Consider the following 19,689-nt stretch of genomic DNA (forward strand, 5'->3'; position numbering starts at 1 on the left):
CTCTTATTTAGATCCCGAGCATCACTCTGTGATGGCGTCCTTTAAAGAGCCAACTAAAGGTCAAGTGGATACTGCTGCAGTACAGGCTGCCCAAGGCCAACAAAGTGGCACTCAAATCATCCAAGATTACAACGGTGAGCCGGTTTTATCTGCGTATGCGCCTTTGCCTTTTGCTGGATTAGGTTGGAGCATCTTGGCCGAAATGGATGAAGCAGAAGCCATGGCGGCGCGTAATCAAATGCTCTGGGTGAGCATCGCCTTGGTCATATTGGCAGCTGTTGTTGGTCTAATAGTCGCACTGCTAGTAAGCCGCATGGTGTTGCGTCCTTTAGGGGCTGAGCCCAGCACTATGCGCGACATCGCTGATCGCATTGCGCAAGGGGATCTAACGGTGAACTTTAATGCCACCCAAGAGCCAAGCGTGTACCGCTCAATGGCGCTTATGGCGCAGAGTTTAACTGACTTGGTGGCTGAGATTCGTCACGGTGCACAACGTCAATCACAAACAGCACAAGAGCTTGCTGTCATTTCTGAGCAAACCAGCGGCGCGATTCGTGAGCAAAATGCCAACACCACGCATATTGCTGCGGCGACCTCGCAGTTAAGTTCGACTTCAAGCGAAGTATCGCAAACCATTCAGAGTGTGGCCCAAGCCACGCAAGAGGCCAAAAGCAAGGTCTCCCAAGGCGCACAATATGCTAACGCTGCTTCAAACGCGTTAGAAAATGTGACCGAAGAGCTGCACACCTCTGGCCAAAAAGTTGATTATCTGGCACAGCAAGTTGAGTCAATTTCGGCAGTGCTTAGCAGCATTGAAGGGCTGTCGGATCAAACCAATCTGTTGGCATTGAATGCGGCGATTGAGGCAGCACGCGCCGGCGAAAGTGGTCGCGGCTTTGCCGTAGTGGCGGATGAAGTGCGCACACTAGCGCAAAATACGCAGAAAGAGACAGAGCAAATTGCCAATATTATCGCCTTGCTACAAAACGGCGCGAAAGAAGCGCAGACCTTAGTGTATCGTAGTATTGAAACCTCTGGTGAAGTCGCGTCACAAAGCCGTCAGAGTGCTGTGTTGTTGAACGAAGCCGCTAAGCAAGTGGACCATGTAGACGAGATGACGCTGCAAATCGCCAGCGCCGCGGAGCAGCAGTCTTCGGTCACCAGCGAAATCAGTGGCAATGTCGAATCACTGAGCGCCAGCTCTTCACAGATTGAGCAGACCGTTGAAGAAATCTCTAACTCAAGTGAAGAAGTAGCGCGACTATCGGGTAATTTGAATGTCTTGGTGGATCGTTTTAAAGTGAGTTGATACTCCTTTAACATGAGACGCTGATGCATTTTTTAATCTTTTTAGGCTCTGTTCGCACCTCCACGCCGCCGCGTCCTGCGCGGCTGGGGGAGCGCGTTGCCAAAGCTTGCTTACAAGTCTTAGGACATGCCTACCCAGAACACTCCTTTGAGCTGATTGATCCGCTGGATTACAGCCAAGACGCTATATTTAAACCGCATTTCGCTTACGCCAAAAGCAAAGTACCTGACGATCTAGACGCGTTGGCGCAGAAGATTGAGCAGGCCCATGGTTACGTTATGGTCAGCCCCGAATACAATCATTCTATGAGCCCTGCGTTGGCCCATTTGCTCAACCATTTTGGTAGTTCGCTGTTTTCGTTTAAACCCAGTGCGATTGTGACCTATTCGGCGGGGCAATGGGGCGGTATGCGCGCCGCAGTAGGCATGCGTACCTTTCTAAGTGAGCTGGGTTGTTTGCCAGTGTCGGCCATGATTCATGTGCCCAAGGCGCAAGAGGTCTTTGACGAGCAGGGTAGCGTGCTGGCCGAAGCGAGTTCCGATCAATAGCAGGGTTACTTCGGCCGTACGTTTAGTCAGCTTCTGTGGTGGGCTCAGGCCTGTGATAGCCAGCGTCAACAGAGTGACCCATTTGCCACGAGTGAGGCGTTTGTGCGTTCGCCAGACGAGCGCAACGCGCCCCGTTAACGACTTTCAAGGTTACACCTTAGTTCTTATTCATTTGCGCTTGAGTCCGCGACTAGGATTGCCAATAGTGGTATTAGGCAACGGGCAGGAGCAAGCACAGATGAAAAAGGCCATAGTAATCTTGTTGGTATTGGCACTGGTTGGCAGCGCCGCTTATGGCGTGTGGTTTGTCTCGGAGCGCTGGCAAGAGCCCAAAGTGATGCCGGTAGTCGGCGCGACCTCACGAGATTGGCACCCCGAAACTTTTTGGTATGAGCCTTGGGGCGAGTCGCTGGTGCACAAAGGCATGGATATTTTTGCCGACCGCGGAACGCCAGTCGTAGCGGCCACCAACCATTATATTATGTCGGTCAACGATAGCCGTCGCGGCGGTAAAAATATTTGGGCGCTTGGGCCTAATTGGCGTATGCATTATTACGCCCACTTAGACACCATTGAAGAAGGTTTGGGTGGCTATGTAGCAGCGGGGACACCGTTGGGTACCGTGGGCAGTTCAGGTAATGCCCAAGGCAAACCACCGCATTTGCACTACGGCATTCGCAGCATGATCGCCGATGAGTCGCGCATTGATGATTCAACCTTGGGTGAACAAAAAGCTTATTGGCTCAACCCGATCGAGTATCTGGCACCGGTGATCGTCACTCCATAGATTTGACCGTTTGGTTAATGTTGGCAGGATTCCTGCTAAGCTTATGAAGCCCTTATTTGCTTCCCTGACGCTTTAAACAGGGCATAATAACGGTATGCATAGGAGTAGCAGGCAGTATGATTCGTTTTTTAATCAATGACCGCGAAGTCACCGTCGACCACATTTCCCCAGACACGACGGTACTGGAGTACCTTCGCACCAAAGTTGAGCAACGCGGGACCAAAGAAGGCTGTGCTTCGGGTGACTGTGGTGCCTGTACCGTGGTGTTGGCTGACGTCATCGAAGGTCGCCTGCAATATCGCCATATCAACAGCTGTATTACGCTTCTTGGCAGCTTACATGGTAAGCAACTGGTCACCGTTGAGCATCTAAAAGAGCAGGGTGCGTTGCACCCAGTGCAGCAAGCCATGGTGGACTTGCATGGCTCTCAGTGTGGCTTTTGTACGCCAGGCTTTATCATGTCGATGTTCTTTCTTTATAAGAACTATGAACAACCCACTCGCGCTGACGTAGAGCGTGCATTAGCCGGAAACCTTTGTCGTTGTACCGGTTACCGCCCGATTATTGATGCCGCGTTAAGCCTTGCGGGTAACCGCTCAGAAGACGCCTTTGCCAAGCAAGAAGCGCAAACTGTTGAGCGTTTAAATGCGATTCGCTCACAGCAGCCAAGTGGCTCGTTGCAGTACGGCACACGCCAATTCCTTATCCCTACTAATAGTGATGAACTGCTTGATGCTCTCAAAACTCATCCTGATGCTAAGCTGCTAGCAGGCGGCACCGATTTCTCATTAAGCATCACTCAGCAGCTTCATCAGCCAGAGACCATTATTTACACTGGCCGTGTGGCCGAACTGACACAAATAGAAGTGGCTGAGCACTGTCTCAAGATCGGTGCAGCGGTAGCCTACAGTGATGCCGAAGCACTGCTACACAAACACTTCCCAAGCTTTGCTGATTTGCTTGAGCGCCTTGGTTCACTGCAAGTACGTAACCAAGGCACATTAGGTGGCAACATTGCCAACGCTTCTCCGATTGGCGATACGCCGCCTGTGTTGTTAGCGTTAGATGCTGTGCTACATGTACGTGGACAAGCGGGTCGTCAAACCCTGCCCATCCGCGAGTTCTTTACTGGCTACCGTCAAACTAAACTGCCAGAGATGGGTTTTATTGAAAGCATTGAAATCCCGCTGCAACCAGAACGCTTAGTGCAGGTGTATAAAATTTCCAAACGCTTAGACGATGATATCTCTGCGGTGTGTGCCGCGTTTTCGATCCTATTAGAAGACGGTGTGGTCGCGGATGCGCGCCTCGGATTTGGTGGTATGGCAGCAACGCCAGCAAGAGCTCTCAATGCAGAGCAAGCCTTAATTGGACAGCCTTTTACCGAACAAGGAATACAAACGGCGCAGCAAGCGTTAAGCCAAGATTTCAGTCCAATTGATGATGTTCGAGCCTCAGGTGCTTACCGTCTACAAGTGGCGCAAAACCTTCTACTACGCGCTGTCCTTGAGCAAGATAATCCGACCAATGAAGCCATGGAGGTGGTGCAGTATGCGTAATCTTAAAGCAACCGGCAGCACGGCCACCCAAACCGGTGGTGCAACGGGCGTCTCACGTAAACATGAAAGTGCGCCGAAACATGTGGCGGGCGAAGCGATCTATGTGGACGATATGCTTGAACCACGTGGCACGCTGTATGGCGCGGTAGGCTACAGCGCCATTGCCAAAGGTCGCATTAAGCAAATGGATCTTAGCGCCGTGCGCCAAAGCGAAGGCGTCGTGGATGTGCTCTTGGTCGAAGACATCCCAGGGCATACGGACATCGGTGCGGTATTTGGTGGCGATCCGATTTTGACCTCTGAGGAGATTAAATACCAAGGTCAGCCAATCTTTGTGGTGGTTGCTGATACTGAGTTACAAGCGCGTCGCGCCGTGAAAAAAGCCCAGATCGAATACGATGAACAAGCTGCCACGCTTGATGTGATCGAGGCTTTAAACGCGCAACAATTTGTGCGGCCATCGCACTTCATGAACTATGGCGATGCCCATACCACGTTAGCCAAAGCGCCGTTACGTCTAAAAGCTGAGCAACACATCGGCGGTCAAGAGCATTTCTATTTAGAAGGCCAAGTGGCGCTGGTCGTGCCAGCCGAAGATGGCGGTATGTTGGTGTACAGCTCGACGCAACATCCAAGTGAAGTGCAAAAGCTGGTGGCGGAAGTGCTTAATGTCCCTGCGAACCGTATCACGGTAGATATGCGTCGTATGGGCGGCGGCTTTGGCGGTAAAGAAAGCCAAGCAGCGGCGTGGGCGTGTATGGCGGCGGCGTTGGTGTTGAAAACGGGCAAACCGGTGAAATTACGTTTGCCGCGTGTTGACGATATGAGCATGACCGGTAAGCGTCATCCATTCTACAACACCTATGACATTGGCTTTGATGAACAAGGTTTGATCCAAGCGGCAGACATTATGGTCGCGGGCAATTGTGGTCACTCGGCGGACCTTTCTGATGCCATTGTCGATCGCGCCATGTTCCACGCGGACAACGCTTATTTCCTAGGTGATGTGGCGATTGCAGGGCATCGTTGCCAGACCAATACGGTTTCGCATACTGCGTTTCGTGGCTTTGGCGGCCCGCAGGGCATGATGATTATTGAACGTGCTATGGACGATATTGCGCGTGTGGTGGGTAAAGACCCATTGGATGTGCGCAAGCTCAATCTCTATGGCGGTGAAGGTCGTGACACCACGCCTTACCATCAAAAAGTGGAGCACAATGTTTTGCTTGAGCTGATCGAAAAACTGGAGCAAAGCAGTGATTATCGCGCCCGTCGTCATGAGATCACTGAGTGGAATAAAACCAGTCGCGTGCTCAAGCGCGGCCTCGCTTTAACGCCGGTAAAATTTGGTATTTCCTTTACCCTACAACACCTTAACCAAGCTGGGGCACTGATTCATATTTACACCGATGGCAGCATTCAAGTGAATCACGGTGGCACGGAAATGGGCCAAGGGCTGCATACTAAGATTATTCAAATTGTCGCTGAAGCCTTAGCCATTGATCCTAATGAAATCCAGATCACTGCGACGAGAACGGATAAAGTGCCCAACACCTCGCCCACCGCGGCGTCGAGTGGTACGGATCTAAATGGCCAAGCGGCGAAAAACGCAGCACTGACTTTAAAACAGCGCATCGCAGAATGCATCGCTGAGCAAAAAGCCTGCGAACTTGAAACGGTGATGTTTGCTAATGGCCGCATTTACTGGGGCGATCAAACCGAGTCCATGAGCTTTGCCGATGCGGCGTTATTTGCTTATGAAAACCGCGTGTCTTTGTCTGCAACGGGTTATTACAAAACACCAAAAATCTGGTACGACCGCGAGCAAGCCAAAGGGCGTCCGTTCTTTTACTTTGCCAACGGTGCTGCCGTGTCCGAAGTGGTGGTGGATACCCTAACGGGCGAATACAAAGTGCTCGGTGTGGACATCCTGCATGATGTCGGTCGCAGCTTAAACCCTGCGGTGGATCGCGGTCAGATCGAAGGTGGCTTTATTCAAGGTATGGGTTGGCTTACCACCGAAGAACTGAAGTGGAACGACAAAGGCGTATTGACCAGCAATGGCCCAGCCACCTACAAAATCCCTGCCATCAGCGACACGCCTAAGCGTTTTAATGTGGCTCTGTTTGAGCGTGATAACGATGAAGAAACCGTGTATCACTCCAAAGCCGTTGGCGAGCCGCCGTTTATGCTGGCGATCTCAGTGTGGGCGGCACTGCGTGATGCTATCTCTTCGCTGTCAGGTTATAACGTCAGCCCGCCTCTCGATACGCCGGCGACGCCGGAGCGAGTGCTGAATGCGATCATGATGACCAAACAAGCCAATATAGAAGCACAAAAGGAGAGCCGCTGATGGACGCTTGGACGAATAAAGTTGCCGAATTGCAACGCACTGGCGAGGCTTATACCTTAGTGACGGTCATCGGTACCCGCGGTTCATCGCCTCGTGAAAATGGTAGCAAAATGGTGGTGACCGCAGACGCCAGTTTCGACACCATCGGCGGCGGGCATTTAGAGTACAAAGCCATTGCTCAAGCGCGCGAACTGCTTCTCACCGAGTATGACTGCCAGCATATCGAAAGCTATCCGCTCGGCGCCACGTTGGGGCAATGCTGTGGTGGTAAAGTATTGGTGCTGTTCGAATATTTTGCCAAACGCGGCCTCGATGTATGGTTGTTTGGGGCGGGGCATGTGGCCAAAGCCATGATGCCACTACTGGCCGAATTACCCTTGCGTGTGCACTGGGTAGACAGCCGTTTAGAGCAGTTCCCCGAAGCAATCCCTGATAATGTCGAGCAGTGCTTGAGCGATGATCCCGTAGGCGAACTCAGTCGCGCCAAGCCGGGCAGCTACATGTTGGTGTTGACCCATAATCACCAGTTGGATTATGAATTGACGGAGGCGGCCCTTAAGCGCGACGACCTAAGCTTTGTTGGAGTGATCGGCTCAGATACCAAAGCGCTGCGCTTTCGCCAGCGTCTCACGCATCGCCAGTTTCAAGCCGAGCAGATCGCTCGACTGACCTGCCCAGTAGGGCTTGAGCAAGTGCCGGGTAAGCGCCCGATGGAAGTGGCGGTTTCGATTGTGGGGCAGTTGATCGCCCACTACCAGACGGCCCAGCAGCAACCTTCAAAGCAGCACAATGCGCTCTCTTGGGCAGCGCTCACCGAAGAGCTCGGATTGGACAGCCCCTAGCGCTTTCACGGAAGTTGCGTCTTTATTGCAGGAAGTCAGTGTCGGTTGGTGGTTAGTATAAAAGTCACTTAATCATTACGCAGCCATCTAGACACTAGATAAGGAGAGCTTTATGAAAATGCCAAATTTGGGTATGGGAACCTTCCGTTTAAAAGGCGAGACCGCCTATAACTCAGTACAAATGGCGCTGGAAGAAGGCTTTCGTCATATCGATACCGCGCAAATGTACGACAACGAAGAAGAGGTTGGTCGTGCTATCGCGGACAGCGGTGTGCCACGTGAAGAGTTATTTGTCACCACCAAAATCCATATGGACCATATGGGCAAAGAGGACTTACTGCCAAGCGTGCATGAGAGCCTTAAAAAACTACAGCTAGATTACGTCGACCTGTTATTGATCCATTGGCCGACCCCCGCTAATGGCGAAGGTATGGAAGAATACCTAGGTGAATTGCTTAAAGCGCAAGAGCAAGGCCTCACGCAAAATATCGGCGTCTCTAACTTTACCATTGAGCTATTAGAAAAAGCGCAATCGATCCTGCCTAAAGGTGTGTTGGCCAATAACCAAATCGAGGTTCATCCATACCTGCAAAACGCCAAGATTCGTGACTACGCTGACAAAGCCGGCATTCATATCACAGGTTACATGCCCTTTGCCGTGGGTAAAGTATTGAAAGATGCAGAGATTCACCGCATCGCTGATAAGCACAAAGCGACGCCGGCTCAGGTGGTGATTGCTTGGGCACTACAGCAAGGTTTGACGGTGATCCCATCGTCTACCAAGCGCGAAAACTTACAAGACAACATCTTTGCCTTAAAGATCGAGCTAGATCCAGAAGATATGGCCAAAATCTCCACTCTTGATCGTGGTGACCGCCAAGTGGACCCAGACTTCGCACCTGCCTGGGACGAATAAGCATTTTCTATAAAAAAAGCCGCCCTAATGGGCGGCTGAATAGAAAGAAAACACTAGATGGACAATCGCGGTTTTCAAAAGGAACTTCGGTAGCTTTGTTTAGAAGCGGTAGTTTAGGCCTAGCTTAAAATTGCGGCCCGGTTGGTAAGAAGTGGTATCAGCGCCGGTACTATCGTCTGTTGAAGTTTGGCTTTTGCTATACAATTCGTCGGTTACGTTGTCGACTCGAAGTTGCGCACTAAAATTATCAGTAAACTGATACGAAGCGAATACATCATAGACTGTGTAACTGTTGTACTCGACTGTTCTGGTGTTGCCACGGAAGGTAGATTCATACTTACGACCCTTGCGGTACTTTGTGTCCACTCCTACGCGACCTTTTTGGTCATTGAAGTAAGTGCCAAGTGTAACGCTGACGCTGCGAGGAACCATGTTGTTATCTTTCGTTTTTGAGCCGTCATCTTCAACAACATAACCAGCCATATCTTGGAAAGAGAATTTAGCAAATAAAAACTCACTATCGTAACCAGCTGTTAATTCCCAACCAAAGACAGCGGCTTCATCTTTGTTAACAAACCGACGCACTTCATAAGGGCGACCGTTATATGTGCCCAAGTTCTGATCTAATGTACCTAAGGTATCGTTGTAGATTTTGTCTTTTAGGTCATTATGAATGTAGGTCATACTTGCGTTGACACGGTCTTGTGCTTGCCAAACCCCCATACGTTCGAATGTTAGGCCAATTTCTGAGTTTAATGAGGTCTCACCTGTTAAGTTTTCGTTGGGAATAACACACCAGTTGCCATGGCCATCCATACAGCCCGTAAGGTTGCCTGTCTCGTAGATACCATCACCGTTAACATCCGAGCCAGAGAATGGTTCTTCAGGGAAGCCTTTGCCATAAATCTCATAAATGGCAGGAGAACGGTAGCCTGAGCCAACTAATGCTGTAAAGCCTAAACCATGGATAGAGGTGTCTTCGAATGGCTTCCAAAGAGCAGATAACTTGGAGTTAAGCGAGCCATCGCCTTCAATATCATTACTATTGAAGCTCGCGTCATATTGATCGTAACGGAGGCTACCAGCCAGCTCTAAACCTTCACCAATATGGATTGTGTCACTTAAATAGCCTCCAATAGAGGTGCGTTCCGCAACTTTTGCTGAGCCATCATCATTACTATAAATCATACGAATGTCATCGAAAGTATAATCTAGGCCATAGCGTACGATATGCATGGTGTTGCTTGTAGGAAATAATACACTTGTGTTTTCAATCTCTGCATAAGTAGTGGTTACGCCACCATTTTCCTCCCAATCGCCAGTGCCATTATCAGTCTCTTGATCGCCATCAGAACGCGAGAGTCTAATCTTTAAGTCAACAAGATCATTATCTTTCGGGTTATAGGTGTATTGAGCAGATAGTGTTTGGTCTTTGTTTTCTTTTTTGGTTTCAGAGCCGTCATCGTCAAAATCAGAGTATTCCATATGGTTTTCAAGGATACTTGCTTCTAACCTTTGCTCTTCATCAGGAGTGAAAACACCTTTAACCAAGTAGCTCAAATCTTCCGAGCCAGTGCTTCCATTGTTAGTTTCATAACCGTTGGCGTCTTCATAAGCCTTAGTATCTTTGGCTGAAATGGTCGCGTTTGCAGAGAATTTGTCGTTGAATTTCTTCGCCACGTCGGCGCTAATTCCGTTTGCTTCGCCATTGGTCTCGTGAGAGTAACGAAGGTTTGCGCCCCAATCTCGACCTTCACGAATAATACTTTCTGGGTCTTTGGTCTCCAGTAGCAGCACACCACCTGTTGAGCCATTGCCATAGGTGTTAGCAGCAGCGCCAGGAATCACGGTAATGGATTCATACATATCCATATTAAGCCAGATAGTGTCGCGATCGGCGCTACCTTTATGCATGATTTGACTACGGTTGTTTGGAGCACCTTCAACGCGAACACTAACAGCTTTTCCAGATTGACCGCGTACAGTAATTTCACTACCACGTGAGCCACCTACTTCATCTATTTGAATGGAGGCATTATTCTGTAATGCATCAGCTAAGTTAGACGCTTGAACTGCTTCAATATCTTCGCTCGTAATAGTGGTCGCACCATGGGCTTCACTTACGCGTGCTTTATCGGTTGTTTGTAATTCCGTTTCTTGAGTGCTTTCTACCACTAGGGTATCGAGCTGTTCGTCAGCGTAAAGTGTGCCTGAGGCGAGTGCTACTGCCACCGCAATCATCGAGCGTTTCATTCCGTGTATTCTCCAGTATTAATCGTTTTTTAAAGATTTTGTGCACATATGTAAGGTTATATACATGATGGCATATCAATAATGATATTTAAATGCACTTGATAACGATTATCATTAATAGTTCACGGAACGTTTTGTTTACAATTGCGGAACAGTGCCGTTAGCTTGGTATATTTCAGTAATGGCCTGTAACACATTGAGCTTATTAGAAATTAAAGCTTCCTCGGCGCTGTAAAGGCTACGTTGGGCGCTGATCAGGTCGGATTTTTCGCTAACGCCTTCTTGCCATTCGTACTCAATAATATCGGTTTGCTGCTGCAAATTATCGTACGATGCCAGTTGGTAGCGATAGCTGACAAGGCTTTGCTGATAGTTACTTAAACTGTCTTTTACTTCCTCTAGAGCGGTGCGTACGGTGCTTTGATAATTGATCTGAGCAATGCGCTCATTAATGGCTGCGCGTTGTTCATTGAGAGTGCGTGCGCCGCCATCATAGAGCGTCATACTGATCGACTCAGACAATGCGATAGCCCACTGCTCGGCCAAGTCGTACAGATCCGAAGGGCGCAGGCTGAGGCTTATAGACAGATTAGGCCAACGCTCTAGCTGAGTCACTTGGCTGGTCAAAAACGCTTGGCGCACATTGGCTTTGGCGGCTTTTAGATCCGGACGCTGACGCAGCAGCTGTGCCGGCTGATTAAGCGCAATCTCGGGCACCACAATATCGGATAAAACGGTATCAGGGAGTTGCTCTACCCACTCATCGATGCCCGCCAGTAGGGCGATGGCGCGCTGTTGATCACGCTGTTGTAGCGTTAAGGTTTCGACACGCTCTTCAAGGCTTAAAATTGTGCTTTGCTGGCGCAGTAGATCGCTTTTAGAGACCACGCCGGCATCGTATTGTAAGTCGTATAATTCAAGGCTTTCTTGTGCAGAAGCCAAGTTTTGCCGACTGATAGCAAGGCGTTCCTTGGTCGCTAGATAACTAAAGTATTGGCGGATGAGGTTGGCGGTCAGAGAGATCTGAGCCGCTTCTAAATCCCACTCACTGATGCTGGCGGCAAGGGCGGCCTGATCTTCTTGGGCCTGTAGTTTTCCCCATAGGTCCCACTCGTAACGTGCTGAAAAGGAAAGGCTTTCAGAGTGTTGGTAATAGTGGCTGACATCCGCGCTAGAGCTGGATTGTGAGGCGCTGAGGCTGCCACTGGCACTGATGCCTTGATTGGCACGTTCAAGATCCAGGGCTAATTGCGCACTTTGTAGGCGCTGTGCTGCAACCTGTACGTCCCAGTTTTGCGCAAACGCTTGGCGCAGTAAAAACGCCAGATCCAAAGAGCTAAAGCTTAACCATTGATCTGGGGTAAAGGCACTGTAGCCGTATTGTTCTTGCGCCAAACTTGGTGGCTTGGGCGCTTGATAGACAGAGCTACTGCTACAGCCAAGTAATAACAGTGCGCAACCAGCGCTGATCAGATGTTTCATTTATTCCTCCGCCAGAGCATCGATAGGGTTAAGACGCGACGCTTTACGAGCTGGTGCGTGACCAAAAATAAGTCCCACCAAAAAGGCCGACGCAAACGCCAGTGCCGCCGGCTGCCACGCCAGTGCAATGGCAATATCAAAGCGAGCGATGAACAAGGCCGCGCCCACGCCTAGTAACACACCGATCACGCCACCGCTACAACACACCACTAACGCTTCGATATTAAATTGACGCAAGATGTCTTTGGGCTTGGCGCCTGTGGCCAAACGCAAGCCGATTTCACGTCGTCGCTCGGTGACACTCACCAACATAATGTTCATCACGCCAATACCGCCGACCAACAAAGAGATGGCGGCAATTGAGCCTAATAACATAGTCATGGTGTTTTGGGTTTCGGACACGGCTTCAATCAAGGAGGCCGTGTTAAAAATGCCGAAGTCTTCTTTGCCATGGCGCTCAATAAGCAATTGGCGAATGGTCTGTTCGACCTGCTCAAGATCTTCACCACTTTTAACTTTAATGGTCAGCCCGCCTAGGTAGCGCCCAGCAAATACTCTTGTTAGGCCGGTTTGCAGAGGCACAAGTACCACTTCGTCGTTGTTCATGCCGCCTGCCGAGGCGCCTTGAGCGGTTAGTACGCCTATCACTTGATAGAGGCTGTTTTTCATCATCACGTACTGGCCGATGGCGTTTTGCTCAGGAAACAGCGACTCGGCGATGGTAGCGCCGATCACGATCACTGGGGCTTTATCGGCGTTGTCGCGCTCTCTAAACATCACTCCTTGGGCAATTTCCCAATCACGGATGTGCAGATAATTAGGCGTGGTCGCCATGATCTTGCTGCGATAATCACGGTTTAGGTAACGAATGGTCGAGCGTGCTTCGCGTTCTGGGGCAATGCCGACGAGCTCAGGCAGTTCATTGAGAGCCTCGACATCGTCCAAGGTGAGGGTAGCAATGTCACCGGAGTTACGCATGTTGGCGCCACCAGGGCGCAGCATCAGCAAATTGGTGCCCATGGATTCAATGCGATCAATCACTTGTTGCTTACCACCTTCGCCGATGGCCATCATGGCGACTACTGCCGCGACGCCAATGACCACGCCAAGCAAGGTCAGTAGGGTGCGAAACCAGTTGGCAAACAAGGCACGAAAGGAAATTGTCACGGCTTCGCTCAGGGCAATCGACGGTAGCGGGCGCAGTGTTTCCTTGGCGGCGGTGGGCGTTGCCTCTGTCTCGGTAGGAGCACCGTTGTCGGATAAAATCGTGCCATCTTGAATATGAATCTGACGCTTAGCTTGTGCCGCCACATGGGCGTCGTGAGTGATCAGAATCACGGTCACGCCTTGCTGATTGAGTTCGCTGAGCAGCGCCAGCACTTGCTCGCTACTCTGTGAGTCCAAGGCGCCGGTGGGCTCGTCCGCCAGAATGACTTCTGCACCATTAATCAGCGCACGGGCGATCGACACACGCTGTTGCTGACCACCAGAGAGCTCGCTTGGTTTATGCTGCTCGCGTCCTTCAAGTCCTAGCTGTTGCAGTAAGGCAAAGGCGCGCTCGCGCCGCGCTGATTTGGCCGTATTGGCGTACAAAGCGGGTAACGCCACATTTTCATGGGCGCTCAAGGCTGGCAACAGCTGATAGCGCTGAAACACAAAACCAAAGGTTTTGAGGCGCAGTGCGGCCAGTTGATTGGTATCGAGCTGACTAACATCATGGCCATTGATGCAATAGCGCCCGTAAGTGGGGCTGTCGAGGCAGCCAAGGATGTTCATCAAGGTCGATTTACCAGAGCCAGATTGACCCATAATAGCGACGAACTCGCCTTGCTCGATGGTCAGTGACACATCGTTTAAGGCTTTGATATGCGCGTCGCCGTTGCGATAGCTGCGCTCAATGTGCTCGAGTAGCAACAATGGAGGCTTAGTTGCCACGGCGGCCTCCCATTGGTGGGCGGTTGCCGGTCAAACTGCTGGCTTGATTGCCTCTGGGGGCATTTTGATTACCCGAAATCACCAGATCGCCCGCCTCTAAGCCAGAGGTGATTTCAATATGGGTACGATTTTGAATGCCGGTTTCGACTTTGACGCTCGCACGCTCGCCATTAGCGCCGGGAACAAATGCCAGGCTGCCGCGCGGGCGCTGGGCAATACTGGCTAACGGTGCCATCAGCACATCTTCGGCTTGCTCCTGAATAAAGAAAACTTGCGTACTCATGCCATCCATTAGTTTGCCCGCTTGGTTATCGACATCGATGAGCACTTGATACAGCACCACATCGTTGTTGACCGAAGGCGTGGGCAAAATAGTATTGAGCGTTGAGTGGTAAAAGACGTCAGGGTTACCTAAGGTTGAGAAGCGCACCGCCATACCTTCGCTTAATTTATGAATGTCGGCTTCTGAGACATCTGCGCGCAAGGTCATCTGCTTTAGACTGGAAATCGTCATCAAGGTGGGGGCGCTTTGGTTAGCATTTAAGGTTTGTCCAACGCGAACCTCAATACTGCTGACGGTGCCATCAATTGGGGCGTAAATGCGGCTATAAGAAAGCGTTGCCACATCACCATCAAGCGCTGCTTGACTGGCTTTTATTTGTGCTTCAATCGCGGCAATACGGGCCTTTAAAATCACAATATCGGTTTCTGCGGACTGTAGTGCATCATCACTGACCGCGCCGCGCTGGTGTAAACGACGGTCGCGCTCGATGCGAGTGTTCGAAAGCTCCAGTTGCGCTTCAAGCTGCGCCAATTGCGCTTTTTGGTTCTCAAGGCTGGCTTGCGAGCGGTTGACGTCGATTTCAAATACGGTGGCATCGATCTCTGCCAACAGCTGACCTTGTTGTACTTCATCGCCTTCTTCCACATAAAGTGTCTCGATTTGGCCAGACACTTGGGCGCCGACATCGACGTAATTTGAAGGCTCCAGTGTGCCTGTGCCGGCGACACTGATCTCAATATCACCGCGTACGATGGGTTCAGTGCGCCAGCTAGGTTGCGCATCTTGTTGCGCGAACACATACCAAGCGCCAGTTGCTGCGGGAATGCCTAAGACAAGCAACCAAATGCTGACTGTTAGCCAAGAGCGACGGAAAGTCATAAGTACTTACTCACGTTAGAAACGGCGCATGGGCCGATATAAGAGGTTATGAAAAGAGGCAGGAATAGTTACAAAATAGCAAGATCTTGTAAATATGAATGATAACGATTCTTGGTAAAGCTATGTAAAGGTGTGCTGTTGAGATCTATAAATAAAAAAACGGACGCAAATGCGTCCGTCTAAATAGGCTCTTGAAATATGAGACTCACTTAAGTGGAAGCTTAAAAAAGTCTATAACCGCTACGCTCTAAGTAACGATACAAGGCATATAGTAGACGCTTTAAGTCGCTTACGCAAATAATAATTATTATCATTAAGAAATTTTATCGTTTAATCCTTATTCAATGACGTTAGATAACAAACGCTTTACCTTTTATAGAATTTAGCATTGAACGAGCAAACAATAATCATTATTATCCGCAGCTCTTTTATCACATCAAGGTAGAGTATTGTGTTGTCCAGTTTCAGCAAGGGAATAAGCTCACCCAAAGTACAGGTGACGTATCGCACGGCGTTGGTCTTGATTGGCGGTTATGCCTTAGCCGCTGGCTTGAGCTTGTTGGCCGCGCACTTTTCAACATTACAAGGGCGCGATTTACGCGGTTTACTCTACTTAGTATTTTTCGTCGCTTACACGGTGGCCATTATCCTGTTGTTTGCCATTAACCGTCATCGCCAAGCCACTTGGGCAACCCTGCTAAGCAATGGCGTCACTTGGGGCGTGCTCTGGTTAATCGGAGGTCTGTCATGAAAGGGCCCTTACGCAAGACCATGACTTGGCTACATACGTGGAGCAGTATCTTACTCGGGTGGCTGTTGTTCGCGATTTTCTTAACCGGCACCTTGTCTTATTTTCGCATGGAAATTAATCATTGGATGACGCCAGAGGCACATGTGTCGGTACCGTCAGAACACGCCATTGGTATCGCCGCCAAGCGTTTAGTCGAGGTGGCTCCCGAAGCTGAGAGCTGGAACATTACGCTACCCAGCGAGCGCAATAATACGTTGGATTTAAGCTGGCGTAATCCCGGCGATACTCAGCGCCGCCGCGGTCCGATGGAAGTGCTTAACCCAAGTACGGGTGAGCAGATTGAGGTGCGTGAAACACGTGGTGGCGACTTTCTCTATCGTTTTCATTTTGAGTTGTACCATTTGCCCCGCGGTTTTTCGCGAACCTTGGTAGAAATCGCCACCATGGCGATGTTTATCGCCTTGATCTCCGGCATCATCATGCACCGCAAGATCTTTAGCGACTTCTTTATGTTTCGCACTAAGAACCGCTCTTTAGGCTGGTCGGATGCCCACGCAGTGACTGCTGTGCTGGCGCTACCGTTTCATTTAATGATTACCTTTTCAGGGCTGATTTTACTGGCTTCGACCTTAGTATTCTGGGGCGATGACATAAACAGAAGCGCCAATGGGGGCAATCAAGCGCGCGGGCCAGCACAAGTAGCAGCCGAGCCTGTTGAGCGTTTGCCTGCGCCAGATTTAACGCGCATGCTGGCAACTGCCGAGCATGAGTTGGGCGCTCGTGTCAGCTTCCTGTTGGCGAATAAGCCCATGACACGGGAAGCTGAATACATTTTCTTCTCGTCAGAGCGTGACAGTCTATTAGGGAGTCGCTTCGGTCAAACACTGACACTTGATAATGACGGCAATGTGCGTGAAGCCTCCGGCATGTTTGCTACTAATAACCAAGAAATCAACGCGGTGAATGCGATCAATGGTGTATTGAGAACATTACACGAAGCGCGCTTTGCCGATCCCTTGGTGCGCTGGTTGTTTTTCATTGCAGGTGTCTCAGGCACCTTAATGGTCGGCACAGGCTCAATTTTATGGGCGACTAAACGCGCCAAACGCCAAACTGGGCAGTTTGGTTTTGAGTTGGTACATGTGCTAAATATCGCCAGTATCAGTGGACTTTGCATTGCTGTCGCCAGCTACTTTTGGCTTAACCGTTTGCTTCCGGCCGAGCTTGCCGTCCGCCAAAGCTGGGAGATTAATGGCTTCTTTATGGTTTGGCTGCTGACATTGGTGCACGCTGCGATATACCGCCATCGCCACGCTTGGCAAGCGCAACTGTGGCTGGCAGGTAGTCTGTTTGTATTGCTGCCAGCATTGGATCAGTTTACTTCTCCAGTGGGCTTGTGGAGTGCGTTAATAAATGGCGATTGGATGCGCTTAAGCTTTGATGGCATGAGTTTATTAATAGGCGCTATCTTGTTGCTTTGTGCAGGGTATTTGCGCCAAAAAATGCAAAAAGTAAGAGCCCAGCAAGCTGTAAAGAAGAGGTCGAGCAGCACTGCTTCAGGTACGCAAGAGGTGATCGCGAAATGATGGTGTTAGTATCGTTCCTATTAAGTTTTTATGCGTTTTTACACTTTGCCATGAGTGTTAAAAAGCATCATCTGGATGTTTATAAAGGTTGGTATCAAGCTAAGCCGCTTTCTATGCGCGAGTACCGTACGCAGCAATTGATTGCTTGGCTTGCCTTATTGGCTTCGTTTTATATCGCCGTGGCACACTGGGGCATCGGCATTGGTTCGATGGCATGGCTGATGCTGATCACGGTGTCAGCGCTGCTGGTGGTGGCATTATTGGCCTATCGTTTAAACTGGTTCCAATGGCTTTGGCGCTACACCAGTTTGGGGCTTAGAGTGGCACCGCCTGTATCTAAATCATGAGTTTGTTACTGTATTAAATCGAGATCTTGGTATGAATAAAATTCCCAGCGATATCTGCAACTTAGCAGATTACGAACGCCACGCTAAAGCGCTGTTGGCGGAGCCGACATGGGCCTACTTATCAGGCTTCTCGATGGATGGTATTACCCACCGACGTAACCGCGCTAAGCTTGATGAAGTATTGCTGCAGCAGCGTATTTTGAGCGCGGATATGGGCCAAGGTGATTGCCGCTTATCACTGTTTGGACGCGAGCTTAGTATGCCTTTGTTGATTGCGCCTTTGGCCTATCAAAAGCTTGCCCATCCGATGGGCGAATTGGGCGCAGTACAAGCGGCCGCCGCGCAAGGCGTTGGCTTTTGCTTATCAACACTTGCCAGTTCCAGTATTGAGCAGGTAGCAGAGGTTGCGCCTCAAGCGAACCGTTGGTTTCAGTTATATTGCCAGCCTAATCGAGATGACACGCTTAAGCTTATACGCCGGGCTGAAGCGGCGGGCTATCAAGCGCTTGTGGTCACCGCGGATGCACCTATTAATGGTGTGCGTAACGCTGAGCAACGTGCAGGCTTTGAGTTGCCAGACGGCGTGCGCGCCGTCAATTTAGACGGTTTGCCACAAGCCGCCGCAGGGGATTCGGTGTTTGCTTGTTGGATGAGTCAGGCGCCTGATTGGCAGACCTTAGCGTGGATACGCAAGCAAACCCGTTTGCCATTGCTGTTAAAAGGTGTAATGCATCCGGCAGATGCCAAGCGTGCGCTCGAGGTCGGTGTCGATGGTGTAATCGTCTCTAACCACGGTGGTCGGGTACTGGATAGCCAGCCGGCAACGATCGAGGTGTTACCTGCCATCCGCGCGGCCGTTGGGCCGACATTACCGGTATTGCTTGATAGTGGTATTCGCCGTGGCAGTGACATCGTCAAAGCAATAGCGCTTGGGGCCAACGCGGTATTGTTAGGCCGCCCAGTGTTTTATGCGCAAGCGGTCGCCGGCCCTTTAGGTGTGGCGCACAGTCTGCGCATTTTGCGTGATGAACTAGAAGCGACCATGGCGTTATGCGGGTGTGCTACCTTGGCTGATATCAATCAAGACTGCTTATACACACCTTTTTAGTGACTCATATTGTTGCAAGCCAAACCTAGTTGGTTTGGCTCCATTGACGCAATAAGTTGTGGTACACCCAAATCAAGTTCTGAATGCGCTCGTCATCCGGCAGATCTTGGCGCAACCCTTGAATGCTTTGATCTAGCTGGTATAGCGTGCGGCGCTGTTCGTTGTCTGCGACTAAGCTTTGTAACCAAAAGAACGAGCTGACGCGCGCCCCTTGCGTCACGGGATTCACCTTGTGAATGCTGGTCGACGGATACAGCACCATATCCCCTGCAGGCAGTTTAATTGCTTGCGTGCCAAAGGTGTCTTCGATCACCAACTCTCCACCCTCGTAGTCTTCAGGCTCGCTTAAAAATAAGGTCATGGATAAGTCTGTGCGCACTTTCACGGGCGTGTTCGGCACTTGGCGAATGGCATTGTCCACATGAAAACCAAACTGTCCGCCCCCTTCATAACGGTTAAACATCGGCGGAAAGATTTTTGCCGGTAGGGCGCTGCCCATAAAGTCTTCCCGCTGGCTTAGGGTGTGCAAAATAAAGTCGCCGAGCTTACGCGCTAGCGGGTCGTCTTGGCTTAGTTGCAAATTGCTTTTTTGCTGGCGTGAAGCATTGCCCGCGGTGAGTTTGCCGTCTTGCCAATCTGCTTGGTCCAACGCCTCGCGGATCTCGGTCACTTGTGCAGCGGTTAACACGTTTTTTAGATGCAGTAGCATAGCGGGTTACTCGTATAAGATAGTTTTATCAGTGCTAGAGAT

Annotated in this window: 16 protein-coding genes; 11 read left to right on the forward strand and 5 right to left on the reverse strand. The window is 50.4% G+C overall.

Annotation, left to right across the window (positions count from 1 at the left end):
* The first annotated feature begins 31 nt into the window (after positions 1-31).
* From JQX58_RS07635 to dkgB, 7 genes are all read left to right on the forward strand, one after another.
* A complete protein-coding gene (locus tag JQX58_RS07635; RefSeq protein WP_204146241.1) occupies positions 32-1,309 on the forward strand; it encodes a methyl-accepting chemotaxis protein in 1,278 nt (425 codons plus the stop codon).
* Positions 1,310-1,332: 23 nt separating this feature from the next.
* Positions 1,333-1,857, forward strand: coding sequence for an NADPH-dependent FMN reductase (locus JQX58_RS07640; RefSeq protein WP_420827040.1), 525 nt, complete (start codon positions 1,333-1,335; stop codon positions 1,855-1,857).
* 238 nt (positions 1,858-2,095) lie between these two features.
* A complete protein-coding gene (locus JQX58_RS07645; protein WP_204146242.1) occupies positions 2,096-2,644 on the forward strand; it encodes a M23 family metallopeptidase in 549 nt (182 codons plus the stop codon).
* 116 nt (positions 2,645-2,760) lie between these two features.
* Positions 2,761-4,203, forward strand: coding sequence for a xanthine dehydrogenase small subunit (xdhA, locus tag JQX58_RS07650; RefSeq protein WP_204146243.1), 1,443 nt, complete (start codon positions 2,761-2,763; stop codon positions 4,201-4,203).
* The gene (gene xdhB, locus JQX58_RS07655; protein ID WP_204146244.1) at positions 4,196-6,556 is read left to right on the forward strand and encodes a xanthine dehydrogenase molybdopterin binding subunit; all 2,361 of its coding nucleotides are present in this window, start codon (positions 4,196-4,198) and stop codon (positions 6,554-6,556) included. The genes xdhA and xdhB overlap by 8 nt, the downstream gene beginning before the upstream one ends.
* Complete coding sequence (gene xdhC, locus JQX58_RS07660; RefSeq protein ID WP_204146245.1) at positions 6,556-7,398, forward strand: xanthine dehydrogenase accessory protein XdhC; 843 nt, start codon at positions 6,556-6,558, stop codon at positions 7,396-7,398. The genes xdhB and xdhC overlap by 1 nt, the downstream gene beginning before the upstream one ends.
* A gap of 112 nt (positions 7,399-7,510) precedes the next feature.
* Positions 7,511-8,314: a 2,5-didehydrogluconate reductase DkgB gene (dkgB, locus tag JQX58_RS07665; RefSeq protein ID WP_204146246.1), complete on the forward strand. Its 804-nt coding sequence runs from the start codon at positions 7,511-7,513 to the stop codon at positions 8,312-8,314.
* A 99-nt stretch (positions 8,315-8,413) separates the two neighbouring features.
* Here dkgB and JQX58_RS07670 read toward each other — a convergent pair whose 3' ends face one another.
* The 4 genes from JQX58_RS07670 to JQX58_RS07685 all read right to left on the reverse strand — a co-directional run bounded on the left by JQX58_RS07670 (position 8,414) and on the right by JQX58_RS07685 (position 15,146).
* Entirely contained in the window at positions 8,414-10,567 is a 2,154-nt protein-coding gene (locus JQX58_RS07670; RefSeq protein WP_204146247.1) for a TonB-dependent receptor domain-containing protein, read from the reverse strand.
* Between the two features lie 138 nt (positions 10,568-10,705).
* Entirely contained in the window at positions 10,706-12,049 is a 1,344-nt protein-coding gene (locus JQX58_RS07675) for a TolC family protein (protein ID WP_204146248.1), read from the reverse strand.
* Entirely contained in the window at positions 12,050-13,984 is a 1,935-nt protein-coding gene (locus JQX58_RS07680) for a MacB family efflux pump subunit (protein ID WP_204146249.1), read from the reverse strand.
* The gene (locus JQX58_RS07685) at positions 13,974-15,146 is read right to left on the reverse strand and encodes an efflux RND transporter periplasmic adaptor subunit (protein ID WP_204146250.1); all 1,173 of its coding nucleotides are present in this window, start codon (positions 15,144-15,146) and stop codon (positions 13,974-13,976) included. The genes JQX58_RS07680 and JQX58_RS07685 overlap by 11 nt, the downstream gene beginning before the upstream one ends.
* A gap of 451 nt (positions 15,147-15,597) precedes the next feature.
* Here JQX58_RS07685 and JQX58_RS07690 point away from each other — a divergent pair, with 451 nt between their 5' ends.
* The 4 genes from JQX58_RS07690 to JQX58_RS07705 are packed head-to-tail and all read left to right on the forward strand — an operon-like array spanning position 15,598 to position 18,938.
* The gene (locus tag JQX58_RS07690; RefSeq protein WP_204146251.1) at positions 15,598-15,897 is read left to right on the forward strand and encodes a hypothetical protein; all 300 of its coding nucleotides are present in this window, start codon (positions 15,598-15,600) and stop codon (positions 15,895-15,897) included.
* The gene (locus JQX58_RS07695; RefSeq protein WP_204146252.1) at positions 15,894-17,483 is read left to right on the forward strand and encodes a PepSY-associated TM helix domain-containing protein; all 1,590 of its coding nucleotides are present in this window, start codon (positions 15,894-15,896) and stop codon (positions 17,481-17,483) included. The genes JQX58_RS07690 and JQX58_RS07695 overlap by 4 nt, the downstream gene beginning before the upstream one ends.
* On the forward strand, positions 17,480-17,830 hold the full coding sequence (locus tag JQX58_RS07700) for a DUF3325 domain-containing protein (RefSeq protein WP_204146253.1): 351 nt from the start codon (positions 17,480-17,482) through the stop codon (positions 17,828-17,830). The genes JQX58_RS07695 and JQX58_RS07700 overlap by 4 nt, the downstream gene beginning before the upstream one ends.
* Positions 17,831-17,861: 31 nt before the next feature.
* Positions 17,862-18,938, forward strand: coding sequence for an alpha-hydroxy acid oxidase (locus tag JQX58_RS07705; protein WP_204146254.1), 1,077 nt, complete (start codon positions 17,862-17,864; stop codon positions 18,936-18,938).
* A 25-nt stretch (positions 18,939-18,963) separates the two neighbouring features.
* Here the strand turns inward: JQX58_RS07705 and JQX58_RS07710 are convergent, their stop codons facing one another.
* Complete coding sequence (locus JQX58_RS07710) at positions 18,964-19,647, reverse strand: Fe2+-dependent dioxygenase (protein WP_204146255.1); 684 nt, start codon at positions 19,645-19,647, stop codon at positions 18,964-18,966.
* Positions 19,648-19,689 lie beyond the last annotated feature (42 nt).

It is taken from the genome of Marinomonas ostreistagni (assembly GCF_016888445.1).
Lineage (GTDB): Bacteria > Pseudomonadota > Gammaproteobacteria > Pseudomonadales > Marinomonadaceae > Marinomonas > Marinomonas ostreistagni.